The organism is Paenibacillus sp. 1SOY10, assembly GCF_056836745.1.
This window is the reverse complement of record NZ_JBXENK010000001.1, coordinates 67,700-81,215: the sequence shown is the minus strand read 5'-3', so window position 1 is coordinate 81,215 and position 13,516 is coordinate 67,700. Positions and strand designations below refer to the sequence as shown.

The window sequence follows — 13,516 nt, the reverse complement described above, 5'->3', positions numbered from 1 at the left end:
GGATACAAACTATGAATGATGTAGATTGTCCCGCCCAAGTCATTGAACGGGCCAATACGCCTCGCGGCGAGATTCAGTTGCAACGCCGAGGCGAGTATTTCGAAGTCATCAGCAATGGTACCTTCCTGATGGCGACCTATAATGGTGAGTCAGAGCGGTTATTGGTTCGCCGCGCGCTACAGCTCACTTCCCGGCGAGATCACGTGCTGATCGGCGGTTTGGGTGTAGGCTTTTCATTGCAGGAAGCCCTGCTTGACCCAACCGTCCATACCGTCACCGTTGTTGAGATTGAAGATAAAGTTATTGAATGGAACCGGACTATACTGGCCGAGGCATCCGGACAGGTCTTGACTCATCCCAAGACGAGATTAATCCATGCCGATCTAGTCACGTGGCTACGAGAGACTCGCGAGACATTCGACCTGATCTGTCTGGATATCGATAATGGGCCGGATTGGAAAGTATTTGACGGCAATGCCTCTTTATATGACGGTGAAGGCCTAAAGGCCCTGCGTGCCCGGCTGCGAGAAGGAGGATGCCTGTCCTTCTGGAGTGCCACCCCTTCTCCTGATTTCGCCAGACGACTGGAGGAATTCTTCGGACGCGTGGAGAGTTGCGAGGTACCGCAAGCCCATGGCGATCCGGATTATATTTTCCTGGTCCGTTAGCTACTGTAGCCCATACCGACCGTAGACTGCCCATGATTCACCACGCTTTTAGATTGGAGGGTATTGATGAAAATTCAAAGGGTCATTGACCGCAGGAAGCTGGATGAGAAGGTAGTTAGCTTGCCTTGGTTCGTTCAGCAATTTATTGACTATAAGCTACCCGACCTTTCCCCTTCCACTTTGCTGGAATACGTTCGGGATTATGAGCAATTTCTGACCTGGCTTCGGGCCGAAGGACTAACCTCGGCAGTGAAGAATGCTGATATCACATTGCTTGATCTGGAAACCTTGCATATGGAGAGTATTGTCGGCTATCGACTACATTTAACTACTCGTACAGAAGGCACGAACTCTAGAATCACGGTCTCACGAAAAATGTCTTCCCTGCGCTCCTTGTTCCATTACTTGAGCCAGATTGCCGAGGATGAGCATTTCTATCCCTTGCTGAAGCGTAATATTATGGCCAAGGTAGAAATCAAGCGAATTCACAAGCCCAAGGATACTGCGGCCAAGCTAAAAGGAAAGATCCTGGAGGAAGACGAACTGATGGAGTTTATTGCTTACGTCGCGGAAGGTTATGGTCAGGATATCGCCGATAACAAGCAAGCCCTGTACGGTTATAGACTGAACAGAGAACGCGATGCCTGCATCGTCAGCCTGATTCTGAATTCCGGGCTCCGCGTGTCTGAAGTCGTGAATTTAAATATAGATGATCTGGATTTGGCCAATAAGCTGATTTACGTCTACCGTAAAGGGAATAACGATGAGACCTTCAAGACTCCCGTCTACTTCCGTGAGCAGTCCAAGGAGGACCTCGCAGCCTATCTCGTGCTGCGGCAGGAGCGTTATCATACGCCCAAGCGAGAGAAAGCCCTCTTCGTCGCCATTCCTAATGGCCAGAAGGAGGGCAAGCGCATGACCAAACGGGCCATGCAGGCTATGATTATCAAGTATGCCAAGCGTTTTGGCAAGCCGTACCTGACCATTCATAAGCTTCGGCATTCTTTTGCGACGGACTATTACTTGCAAAATGATATCTATAAAACCAAAGAGCAACTTGGACATGCCTCTACAGAAACGACCGAGGTGTACGCCCACCTTACCGACAAGACGATGTCCCAGGCCATCGAGCGTCGGACTGATGATTAACGCCGAACATATTGGAAAAGAAGCAGCAGCGTAATTATCCTTCAAACGGATTGTTACGCTGCTGCTCTTGTAAATACTGGTCAAGCCGTTCCGAAGCTTGCCGGGAGATGGCGATAATCTCTTCCTTCGTGAGATCATCATAATGAATGCCCATCACCACGGTCACGGTCCGCTGAAGCGCGGCCGCTGCACGCTGGGCAAACTCTCCGCTCAGCGTATGCTCCTTATGTCCAGGCACCGCAGAGGTCTGCACCTCTGTTCCTTCGCCCGTTGCATAGGCGGTAGAAGCTGAGCCGATATGCGCTACGCCACCCGTTATCACAAGCAGCAGATCCCGGCCCACAGGAATCGCCTTGAGTTTGATATCCTCGTAGTCCACGTTGCCGTTCCTCCTATAGAATAAAGTTATCTTTATTCTATAGGATTCCGCGGATTTCGTCCAAGCTGCTGATTCCTTCCTGTTCCATGAAGACCTCCAGGCCTGCTACAAGCTGTTCTCCGGCCCGCATTTGAACAAAATTATGCGTCCCTACCTGAATGACGGTAGCTCCAGCCATAATAAACTCAATGATATCCTCCGTGCTGCTGATCCCCCCCATCCCTATGACAGGGAACGTTACCGCCCGGCACACCTGATGCACCATACGAAGGGCAATCGGCTTGATAGCAGGACCGGACAAGCCGGCATACAGATTATCGAACATGCTGCGCCGCTTGTAGATATCGATTTTCATAGCCGAAAAAGTATTAATCAGTGATACACCGTCTGCCCCTTCCTCCTGACACATCACTGCCATGCTTACAATGTCTTCGGCATTGGGCGACAGCTTGACCACCAGCGGCAGTGTAGTGACTCCGCGCACCTGACGCACAACCTCACGAGCTATCTCAGTATGGATTCCGTAGGCCATACCGCCCGCCTTGACGTTGGGGCAGGAGATATTAAGCTCGATCATATCAACGGCCTGACGTCCAGCCTGTGCTCGCCAAGCAGCGTCCTCCTCAATCAACCGGGCCCCTTCCACATACTCTTCAATCGTGTTGCCACCCAGATTGGCAATACGGGCCAGATCCAGCGACTCCCAGCGTGGACATTCTTCTTGCAGAAATGCAGCTACGCCCGGGTTCTCCAGACCAACACTGTTAAGCATGCCTGAAGCGGTTTCCGCTACGCGAATACCATCATTGCCGGCCTTGGGATGAAGGGTGAGTCCTTTTCCAGATAGACCACCTAACTTGTTGATGTCGTACAATGCGCCATATTCCTTCCCGAATCCAAACGTGCCGGAGGCCATGACAATCGGGTTCTTAAACTCTACCCCCGCGATACTAGAAGAAGTATCTATCATTGGAATACCACCTCCTCGGCAGGGAATACCGGACCATCCGTACACGCCTTCTTCCGTCCATCCTGGCATTTGACGCTGCACACCAGACATGCACCTATGGCGCAAGCCATCCGGTTCTCCAGAGATACGTAGACCTTGGCCTGTGTGCCACTCTCCACCTGTTTGCGTTGAACAGCATGAAGCATGGGATGAGGACCGCAAGCCACAATCGTATCATAGGCATGAAAATCAACCTGATCCAAAATAACTCCGCCCACGTCCACGATTACCTGTCCCATAGCGGCTTGCTTGAATTCCTCCACCATATAGGGCTCACGGCTAAAGCCGAGATACACATCTGCTTCCGGTACTTCCTTGAGCGCATAATAAAAAGGAGCAATACCGATGCCCCCCCCAATAAAAGCCGTTTTCCCTTTCGGCAAGGTAAATCCATTGCCAAACGGCCCTTCCAATGCCAAGGGATCACCAGGCTTCAATGCCGATAATAAGGCCGTTCCCTCACCAGCTGCCAGAATCAAGAACTCAATTCGGCTGCCGCTTATATTGAAGATGCTGATCGGACGCGACAGCAATGGATAACGCTCACCCGCGCGGAGCATATAAAACTGTCCCATTTTCCCTGTAAACTGCCCTTCGGCCTCTAGCTTGAAGACCCCTTGGGCTACCTGCTGATTAGCTATCACCGTTGCCATGAATCCACCTCGTTCTTTTGTTCGCTTCATCACAGAATGCCAGTTTTTCGCGCCAACAGTCTGTGATATTTGTCACTACGAGTAGCTAAGGCATAGCTGAACACCCTAATGTTCCGAAATTTCATAAATTTTAAGCAAATGGACATAACAATAGGACGATGAATGGAGGTGCAGCATTGCCTGATTTGCGCAAGAAATGGGTGTTGTTTCTCACCCTGGTGTTGCTCGTTACTGTTCCAATCAGTACCGCTCAGGCCTCCGTGCGCGATAAGCCTTCCAGTCTGGGAGAGCTGCGCAAGAAATACTCGGAGACCTTTAAATTTCGCGGTCCGGATACGAAGCAGGTAGCCCTTACCTTTGATGATGGTCCAGATCCCCGCTTCACACCGCAAATATTGGAGATCTTGAGCCAAAAAGGGGCCAAAGCCACCTTCTTCGTCGTTGGGGCAAGGGCGAAGAAATTCCCAGCTTTACTGGAGCGAATGCACCGAGAAGGTCATCTTATCGGAAATCATTCCTTCAACCATCCCCCTTTCCGCAAGCGTACGGTAAAACAGTTCGCCAGCGAAATCGAACGCACAGAGCTGGTTGTTGAGCGAACCGTAGGCTATCGTCCCAAGCTGATTCGCCCGCCCTATGGGGAAATCAACGAGGAACAGGTCAAGTGGGCTAAAACAAATGGCTATAAGATTGTCAACTGGAATGTGGATTCACTGGATTGGAAAGGGCTAAACAAGGAACAGATTAAAACGAATGTGCTACAGGCGACCGGTCCGGGTTCAATCATTCTGCTCCATGCCGGGGGCGGAGTTGGCTCTGATCTGTCCGGGACTATTGAGGCCCTGCCTGACATTATAGAAGCGCTACGTGCCAAGGGCTACCAATTTGTTGATTTGGCCGAGCTACTTCAGACCAGCGCTTCCCGGTGATATGATATAACAAAAGAGCTCCCATCAAGGAGCTCTTTTGTTTTAATGCTTGTTTAATTTTAATCCAGTACATATAATTTCACATCTTGGTAGCCAAATGTTTTGACGAAGGAACGGCTGCCTGGAATGAAGATATCAATGCGGTTACCCTTAATGCCTCCGCCCTGATCCGTAGCCGTAGCCACAAAAGCTTGATCCGGCAAACCATCATGGCTGTGTCCAGTCACCAGAACCTTGGTTCCCATCGGAATTATTTTGGGATCAACGGCAATCGTACCCAACTTCAACGGATTCCCCAGATAATCCACGGCTCCCCATTTGCCATTCTCGCTGGCGGCCTTACTATAGGCTGACGCTTTGACCTGTATTGTATTGGAGTAAGTAAACGTCTTGCCCCAAGCTACAACGACCTCTTCGGAGACGATGTTCAGCTTGGATACGGCTTTATGTACCGATTCGGCATGTGCCGCTGTATTTTGGAATAAAAGGGTTACACTTGCAGCAACAATGGCTGCCTTGGCGATTTTGGTTCTGATATTACTGTTCAAGGTTGTCCCTCTCCTTATATATCATTTGCCGGTTCGCTTTCGGCCTTCATGAATATATCACAATTTTGTAACCAGTTGGACAGGTAAATGCGACCAATTGCCCTCACCCCCCTATTACAAAGGTGGTAAGAGTCATGCAGATCCATTAATGATAACCATAGTTTGGATGGGAAATAGCACCAACAGGTATAATTTATGAGCCATAAACGTTACATTTTATTCTTCATTTTTGACTCAAAACAAAATCAGGATTACATAACAAAAAAAGCTGCCGAGATCACTCGACAGCCATTTTGAACTAACTATTAAAGCACTTTACTCAGGAAATCCTGGGTACGTTGGTGCTGCGGCGAGCCGAACACCTGTTGCGGGGTACCCTGCTCCAGAATAACACCCTGGTCCATGAAGAGAATACGATCCCCTACCTCACGAGCAAAGCCCATCTCGTGGGTTACGATAACCATCGTCATCCCCCGTTCAGCCAGCTTCTTCATGACGTCCAGCACCTCGCCCACCATCTCGGGGTCAAGTGCGGAGGTAGGCTCGTCGAACAGCATCACATGCGGCTCCATAGCCAAGGCACGTGCAATGGCGATCCGTTGCTTCTGTCCACCTGATAATTGAGACGGATATCCGTCTCGCTTATCCTCAAGTCCAACCGTACGTAACAGCTCTACGGCAGAAGCTTCCGCTTCGGCCTTGCTTTTCTTTCTAACGCGGATCGGTGCCAAAGTAATATTATCCATGACGGTCTTGTGCGGGAACAAGTTGAATTGCTGGAACACCATGCCCATCTTCTCGCGGGTCTGATTGATGTTATGACGCTTATCGGTAATTAACTCCCCTTCAAAGCGAATTTCGCCTTCCGTCGGAGTCTCCAGCAGGTTCAAACAGCGGAGAAACGTACTTTTTCCCGAGCCACTAGGACCAATGACTACGACAACTTCTCCCTTGGAAATCTGGAGATCAATGCCCTGCAAAATATGCAACGCTCCAAACTTTTTATGCAAGCCCTTAACGTTGATCACTGGTCTTCAACTTCCTTTCGAAAATCCCGAGGATGCGGGACAGGGTGAAGGTCAACACAAAGTACATGACGGCTACGATGAGGTACGGAGTCATACCATCATAAGTAATCGTGACTACCGATTGGGATTGGAAGATCAGTTCCGTCGTACCAATAATTGAGACAATGGAGGATTCCTTGATAATCGTAATAAATTCGTTCCCGATGGCCGGCAGCACTGATTTGATCGCCTGAGGAATAATGATATGGCGCATCGCCATTCCTTTGGTCATCCCCAAGGAACGAGCCGCTTCCCCTTGGCCCCGGTCTACGGCCTGAATCCCCGCCCGGAAGATTTCAGCCAGATAAGCCGAGCTGTTGATGGACAATGTGATTGCACCGGACTGAATGGGGCTAAAATTAATATCGAACACAAAGGCGAGTCCATAATGAATAATCAATAACTGCACCATCATTGGCGTACCACGCAGAAATTCCACCCACGCATGGCCGAAGAACCGAACAACACGCCATGAAGACATCCGCAGCATGGCGATACCAAGCCCCAAGATAAAGCCACATACTACACTGATGGCTGCCAGCAACAGCGTATACTGCACACCGGCCAGAAAATAACTTCGATATTCCACAAACATTGAGATGAGTTCCATAAAACCTTCATTCCTCCTCCGTTACCTTAACCCTTTAACCAAAAAAAGAGAAAATAGCGAAGAATGCTCCGCTATTTTCTGCAAGGTAACAATTGCGATTATTTCTCAGCTAGCGCACTCGCTTCTGTAACGAATCGGTCGATGCTGCCGTCACCCAGCAAGCGGTCGAGCGTTGTGTTCACTTGATCAAGCAGTTCCTGATTGCCCTTCTTCACACCGATAACGTAACCTTCATCTTCGTTCTCCACCTTAGCATCGGTAATGACCAAGCCTTCTACATTCTTCACGAAAGATTCAGCAACAGGACCTTCCAGAATGGCCGCATCTACACGGTTGGTGTTAAGTTGCATCACAATATCATTGATTTTGGCCAGCGCTGTCAGCTTGGCATTTGGAATCTCTTGAGCAATACCCTCTTGAATAGAGCCTAGCTGTATCCCAATCTTGGCTCCTTCCAGCGATTCCATGGTAGCAAATTTATCTTTGTCAGCCGCACGGGTGACAACCGCTTGCTCTGCTGTGTAGTAAATTTTCGACATGTCGATTTGCTCGGCACGCTCTGGGGTTGGGCTAAGTCCCGAAATGACAAGATCAATCCGGCCGCTAGCCAGTTCATTTAACAGGGAGTCAAATTTCAAGTCCTTGATCTCCAACTCCGCGCCCATGTCCTTGGCGATCTCCCTGGCAATTTCGATATCGAAGCCAACAATCTCGTCCGCACCTTGTTCATTCTTGATATGGAACTCATATGGCGGGAAGTCTGCGCTTGTACCCAGAATTAACTTCTTGGCACCATCCGTTTCCGGCTGGGAGCCTTGAGTTTCATTTTGGCTTTTGTTGTTCCCCGTTGTATTGGCAGCTCCGTTATTACTATTTTTTTCCTGACCACAAGCGGCCAAGACCATCGTAAGCATCATAACCGCTGCTAACAATATACCCCATTTTTTCATAGTATCTCTCCTGTTCTTCTTTCCATATTCACATTTACTCTGGGTAATCACTGGGCTAATTATAAATCAGTTTGTATATATATGCAAAGGTATTTTCATAGCCTTCATCATATAGTCACACTTCTTCTTCCCATCCCATGGCAAACCGCTATTTGTTTATAATACTTTGGTCAATTATCCCGATGCTCATTCATGGGGATGTGAGAATTGGGAATACTGGCAGAAGACAGATTGATCTTGAGGAGGTGCGCCGCTTTATGCTGCTTGAAGCACTTTACCATGTTCCCCGCGATAAATGGGCCTATGCCTACGATGCTTCCACCATTCATCTACGCATTCGTACCAAGCGGGATGACGTCGCACAGGTGGTCGCCTTAACTGGAGATAAATATAATTGGAACGGGACCTTTCAGGAGTTGCCCATGGAACGAACCGCGCATGACCGCAGGTTTGATTATTGGGAGGTGGCTGTTCGTCCACAGTTCAAACGCTTGTCCTATGCCTTCAAGCTAAGCGCTGAATCAGAGACAATCTATATGCTCGATTCCGGCCTGCAGCCCGAGGCCCCCTCTCCGCCCAGTGAATGCTTTGAGTTCCCATATATTCATGCTGTCGAAGTGGCACAAGTGCCCGAGTGGGCCAAGCAAGCGGTATTTTATCAAATTATGCCCGAACGATATGCGAACGGAGATCCCACTAACGACCCTGAAGGTACATTAGCATGGGGAGGCAAGCCAGCATGGGATAATTACTTTGGGGGGGACCTGCAGGGTATCCTCAATCATTTGGATGATCTGACGGATTTGGGGATTACCGCCATTTACATGACTCCCTTGTTTGTGGCTCCCTCCAATCATAAATACGATACGATGGATTACAAGCACGTCGATCCGCACTTTGGAGATAATGCCCTACTGCACAAGTTGGTAGAGCATTCCCATGAACGAGGAATTCGTGTGGTCCTGGATGCGGTATTTAACCATTGCGGCGAGCAATTCCCGCCGTTCCAGGATGTATTGAAGCATGGCGAAGCCTCTCGTTATGCAAGTTGGTTCCATATCAATCGGTTCCCGGCCACCGTCGAGAACGGAATACCGACTTATGATACGTTCGGATTCTTTGGCAACATGCCAAAATTTAATACGGCCAATCCGGAGCTAAGGAATTACCTGCTGGGGGTAGCGGAATATTGGATTAAGGAAATCAAGCTGGACGGCTGGCGACTCGATGTGGCCAATGAGGTGGATCATCACTTCTGGCGCGACTTCCGCCGCATCGTCAAGCAAGCTAATCCGGAGGCTTATCTAATCGGTGAAGTATGGAGCGATTCCCTCAACTGGTTGCTGGGTGACCAATTTGATTCCGTCATGAATTACCCATTTGCGGATAAGGTGCTGGAGTTCTTTACGGGGAATGCGGATGGAGCAGCCTTCTCCAATGAAATGGGAGCGCTGATTATGCGTTACCCGCATCAGATCAACGAAGTGATCTTCAACCTGTTATGCAGCCATGATACCGCCCGTCTGCTCACCCGCGTAGGTGGAGACAAGCGGCGACTCAAGCTATGCGTCGTATTCTTGTTCACCTATATTGGCACACCTTGCATCTTGTACGGTGATGAAATTGGATTAACTGGTGAGGGTGATCCGGACAGCCGCAAATGCATGGAATGGGAGCCTGACAAGCAAGATCGTGAGTTATATGACTTTTACAAGCTCATGATTGGACTGCGCAAGCATAATCCCGCCTTGCGTCAGGGACATTTCCGCTTCCTGCATGCCGACGAAGGTGATCCTAATATCATCTACGAGCGGATGGATGAGCACAAGCATTTTACTGTATGGATGAACAATACGGCCAACCAGGCTGTATTAACCCACCCGATGCAGACCAACGACTGGCGGGATGCCTTAACGGAAGAACAGGTAAATCCCGCCGATGGTCAGATGAAGATCACGCTTGAACCCTACGGTTTCCGAATTTTGTACAGGTCCTTTCATTAAAATATAACGCTCAGAATCACCGGCCAACTCTAAAAATAGAGAAGCTGAGGATATCTGAGCGTCTTTTTTGATTATCGTTCCGCTAGCACATGCTGATAAATCTCCACATATTGCCGAGCTGAATGATTCCAGCTATAATCCCCGGCAAACGCATGATCAACAATCTGTCTCCAATGTTCGGGACGATGATAGAAGGTAGTCGCTCTGCGCAAGGTGTGCAGCATATCATGGGCATTATAATTATGGAAGGTAAACCCGTTGCCCTCTCCCGTAAACTCATTATAAGAGCTTACCGTGTCATTAAGTCCTCCGGTCTCCCGTACCACCGGAATCGTGCCGTAGCGCAGCGCCAGAAGCTGGCTAATGCCACATGGCTCGAACCGCGATGGCATTAGCAGCAGATCGCTGCCCGCATAAATACGCCGCGACAAAGCCTCGCTAAAGCGGATTTCCACGGCAAGCTTGCCTGGATGGCGGCGAGCAGCTTCCCGGAACCACGACTCATAGATCGGGTCTCCCGTTCCAAGCAAGACAAATTGCACTTCATCCTCCCATAACCACTCATCCAATACTCGTAGCAGCAGATCAAGTCCTTTGGGTTCCACCAGGCGGGTAATCATGCAGAAGAGCGGAACATCGGCCTTCTCCGGTAGACCCAGCTCGCGTTGTAGGGCCAGCTTGTTGGCTTGCTTTTGCTTCAAACTGTGACTGTAACGGGCAAATAGCTCCAAATCCGTCTCAGGATTATACAACTCCGTGTCGATACCATTGACAATACCCGATAAGCGTCCGCTTAAGAAGCGCAGCAAGCCATCCATCCCACAGCCGTAATGCTCTGTCTGAATCTCTCCCGCATACGTAGGGCTGACCGTCGTGATATGATTCGCATAAACGAGGCCCGCCTTCATAAAGCTGACGCTACCGTAGTACTCAACGCCCTCGGGAGTGAAATAATGCCATGGCAAGCCCAGCAAATCCGGTAGAATCTCTTCCGGAAAGTTCCCTTGATAGAGCAGATTGTGAATGGTATAGACTGTGCGAATATCTTTGTAGAATGCTTGATGCCGATAGTGCTCCCTTAGCAGCAAGGGAATCATTCCCGTATGCCAATCATGACAATGAATGATATCGGGCACAAAGCCGGTAAGGGGCAGTAACTCCAGCACGGCCCGGTCAAAGTAAGCAAACCGTTCTCCATCATCTCCATGTCCATAAATGCCATCGCGGCGGAAATACTCCTCATTATCAATAAGATAAATAGGCAGGCCATCCCAATGAACCAGCGCCAAGCCACCGTATTTCTGACGCCAGCCTACCGGGACATTTTTAGTCCCTATTTGCGCAAGACGGCCCAGCACAGCATCAGAAAGTGCCTTATATTTAGGCAGCATAATCCGCACGTCATGCCCGGCTTCAATCAATGCCTTGGGTAAGGCTCCAATGACATCAGCCAAACCGCCAGTCTTGACCAGGGGTGCAGCTTCCGCCGCAGCAAACAGGATATTCATCGCTTGTTCCTCCTCATCGGCTCTTGGCGCTTCCATATGGTTATACTCAGCGGCGGGAGACTCACCCTGAGGCTATGCCGCTGGTTATACCAAGGTACTCTCTCACTGCTGCGGCTGGTTGACCGCATCCTTTCCTGGCCACCAAACCGCCATTCCTGACTGTTGAATATTTGATCGTACCCTCCTGGCCATGGAACGCCTACGCGGTAATTCGCTCTTTCCACCGGTTGAAAATTCACCAGAATCACGAGGGTATCTCGCCTCCGCTCAGTCTTTCGCATATATGCAATGACACTCTGCTCACCAGCATCTGGACATATCCACTCATAGCCAGCCGGGTCATGATCCAGCTTCCAAAGAGCCCGCTCTCGCAAATATAACCGATTCAGCGCCGCACTGTAACGTTGCATTCGGTGGTGAGCCGGATAATCCAGCAGATGCCAATCCAGCTCCTCCTCATCTCTCCACTCCACAAACTGGCCAAACTCGCCCCCCATGAACACCAGCTTTTTACCCGGAGAAGTGAATTGATAGCCCAGTAGCAGCCGAAGTCCGGCGAATTTCTGTTCATAGCTGCCCGGCATTTTGTCCAGTAGTGATTTCTTGCCGTGCACGACCTCATCATGGGACAACGGAAGCGTGAAATTCTCGGTATGGGCGTACCAGATAGGAAAGGTAAGCAAGGAATGATGCTGGGGACGCTTAGCAAATGCAGTCTCCACATACCTCAGCGTATCGTTCATCCATCCCATATTCCATTTATAGTTGAAGCCCAGTCCGCCCTCATGCACAGGCGCGGTCACCTTAGGCCAGGAAGCTGATTCCTCCGCCATCATTAACGCCTGAGGGAAATAGTGGAATACCGCCTTGTTTAACTGCTGCAAGAAATTGACTCCCTCCAGATTCTCCACACCGCCTTCCGCGTTGCGCGTCACTTCCCAGGAGGGCTTCTCGAAGTCCAACCTGAGGATGCTAGTCACTGCATCTACACGCAAGCCATCGAAATGATACACGTCCAGCCAATAGATAGCGCTTGAAATCAGGAAAGATCGGACCTCGGGTTTACCAAAATCAAAAGTTAACGTCCCCCATCCCCTCTTCTCCGCTTTGGCGGGATCACCATATTCGTACAACGGCGTACCGTCAAACCTCCGCAATCCATGAGCATCCTTCGGAAAATGTCCTGGAACCCAATCCAGCAGCACCCCGATTCCTGCTTGATGGCATCGATCAACGAAGTACATCAGATCATGCGGCTTCCCATAGCGGCTTGTCGGAGCAAAATATCCCGTAGTCTGGTAACCCCAAGACAAATCGTACGGATGCTCGCACAAGGGCAAAAGCTCGATATGGGTGTAGCCCATTTCTAGGACATAAGGTATCAGTTCATCCGCCATCTCCCGGTAGGTGAGAAGCACGCCCTCTTCTTTCTGCCGCCAAGTCCCGAAATGCAACTCATAGATACTAAGCGGTCGCTGGTAAGGTGCTGTTCGGCTACGAATCCAGGCCAGATCCCCCCACTCATACCCATCCAGAGAAGTGACAACCGAAGCTGTCTTGGGCCTGATCTCAGACTGAAAAGCAAAAGGATCGGCCTTCAGCGAGGTGGAGCCATCGGAAGCTGTTATTGCATATTTGTAAAAACTTCCCTCCGGTACGTCCGGCAAAAAAAGAGTCCATATCCCGGAATCGGGCATCTTATGTAATACATCACGCTTCTCGTCCCATTCGTTCCAGTCTCCCACCACGGCGAGCTGGCGAGCACGAGGAGCCCATACCGTGAAGCGCACGCCTGGCCGTCCATGTTCGGTCGTACGGTGGGCGCCGAAGGTTCGGTAACTATGATGCAGTGTCCCCTCGTGAAATAAATAATTGACCTCCGGGGATAAGGGACAACTTCGGCTTGGAGCAGACATAAGGGTCACCAACTTCCATTCCAAAAATTTTTTCAGCGTTTTCCATAAAATGATGTAATATTTCTGCGTTATTTCCATAATTTATTTCATCTACATTATATCCTTTAGTGTATGTGCTACTCACACT

Annotated in this window: 12 protein-coding genes and 1 pseudogene; 4 read left to right on the top strand and 9 right to left on the bottom strand. The window is 49.8% G+C overall.

Going from position 1 to position 13,516, the window contains the following annotated elements:
• The first annotated feature begins 11 nt into the window (after positions 1-11).
• Positions 12-668: a spermine/spermidine synthase domain-containing protein gene (locus tag AC1VOR_RS00370; RefSeq protein WP_482615028.1), complete on the top strand. Its 657-nt coding sequence runs from the start codon at positions 12-14 to the stop codon at positions 666-668.
• Between the two features lie 66 nt (positions 669-734).
• Positions 735-1,817, top strand: coding sequence for a tyrosine recombinase XerS (gene xerS, locus AC1VOR_RS00365; protein WP_482615026.1), 1,083 nt, complete (start codon positions 735-737; stop codon positions 1,815-1,817).
• A 34-nt stretch (positions 1,818-1,851) separates the two neighbouring features.
• Here xerS and lpdD read toward each other — a convergent pair whose 3' ends face one another.
• From lpdD to AC1VOR_RS00350, 3 genes are read right to left on the bottom strand one after another with little or no spacing between them, the layout of a single operon-like run.
• A complete protein-coding gene (gene lpdD, locus AC1VOR_RS00360) occupies positions 1,852-2,196 on the bottom strand; it encodes a prenylated flavin chaperone LpdD (RefSeq protein WP_482615025.1) in 345 nt (114 codons plus the stop codon).
• 37 nt (positions 2,197-2,233) lie between these two features.
• Positions 2,234-3,166, bottom strand: a complete 933-nt coding sequence (locus AC1VOR_RS00355; RefSeq protein WP_482615023.1) for a dihydroorotate dehydrogenase — start codon at positions 3,164-3,166, stop codon at positions 2,234-2,236.
• Positions 3,163-3,858, bottom strand: coding sequence for a dihydroorotate dehydrogenase electron transfer subunit (locus tag AC1VOR_RS00350; protein ID WP_482615021.1), 696 nt, complete (start codon positions 3,856-3,858; stop codon positions 3,163-3,165). Before AC1VOR_RS00350 ends, AC1VOR_RS00355 begins: the two co-directional genes overlap by 4 nt.
• Before the next feature lie 176 nt (positions 3,859-4,034).
• Between AC1VOR_RS00350 and AC1VOR_RS00345 the strand changes: the two genes are divergently transcribed.
• Positions 4,035-4,787, top strand: coding sequence for a polysaccharide deacetylase family protein (locus tag AC1VOR_RS00345; protein WP_482615020.1), 753 nt, complete (start codon positions 4,035-4,037; stop codon positions 4,785-4,787).
• Between the two features lie 59 nt (positions 4,788-4,846).
• On the opposite strand, the pseudogene AC1VOR_RS00340 reads toward AC1VOR_RS00345, so the two are convergent.
• The 4 genes and pseudogenes from AC1VOR_RS00340 to AC1VOR_RS00325 all read right to left on the bottom strand — a co-directional run.
• Positions 4,847-5,194, bottom strand: a pseudogene (locus AC1VOR_RS00340) (3D domain-containing protein); the annotation flags it as partial.
• Between the two features lie 446 nt (positions 5,195-5,640).
• A complete protein-coding gene (locus AC1VOR_RS00335; RefSeq protein ID WP_482615017.1) occupies positions 5,641-6,363 on the bottom strand; it encodes an amino acid ABC transporter ATP-binding protein in 723 nt (240 codons plus the stop codon).
• A complete protein-coding gene (locus tag AC1VOR_RS00330; RefSeq protein WP_482615016.1) occupies positions 6,350-7,012 on the bottom strand; it encodes an amino acid ABC transporter permease in 663 nt (220 codons plus the stop codon). Before AC1VOR_RS00330 ends, AC1VOR_RS00335 begins: the two co-directional genes overlap by 14 nt.
• 98 nt (positions 7,013-7,110) lie before the next feature.
• Positions 7,111-7,962, bottom strand: a complete 852-nt coding sequence (locus AC1VOR_RS00325; protein WP_482615015.1) for a transporter substrate-binding domain-containing protein — start codon at positions 7,960-7,962, stop codon at positions 7,111-7,113.
• A gap of 257 nt (positions 7,963-8,219) precedes the next feature.
• Here AC1VOR_RS00325 and AC1VOR_RS00320 point away from each other — a divergent pair, with 257 nt between their 5' ends.
• Positions 8,220-9,965, top strand: a complete 1,746-nt coding sequence (locus AC1VOR_RS00320; protein ID WP_482615013.1) for an alpha-glycosidase — start codon at positions 8,220-8,222, stop codon at positions 9,963-9,965.
• 71 nt (positions 9,966-10,036) lie between these two features.
• Here the strand turns inward: AC1VOR_RS00320 and glgA are convergent, their stop codons facing one another.
• Both glgA and glgB read right to left on the bottom strand, forming a co-directional pair.
• The gene (glgA, locus tag AC1VOR_RS00315; RefSeq protein ID WP_482615012.1) at positions 10,037-11,473 is read right to left on the bottom strand and encodes a glycogen synthase GlgA; all 1,437 of its coding nucleotides are present in this window, start codon (positions 11,471-11,473) and stop codon (positions 10,037-10,039) included.
• On the bottom strand, positions 11,470-13,389 hold the full coding sequence (gene glgB / locus AC1VOR_RS00310) for a 1,4-alpha-glucan branching protein GlgB (RefSeq protein WP_482616355.1): 1,920 nt from the start codon (positions 13,387-13,389) through the stop codon (positions 11,470-11,472). Before glgB ends, glgA begins: the two co-directional genes overlap by 4 nt.
• Between the last annotated feature and the right edge of the window lie 127 nt (positions 13,390-13,516).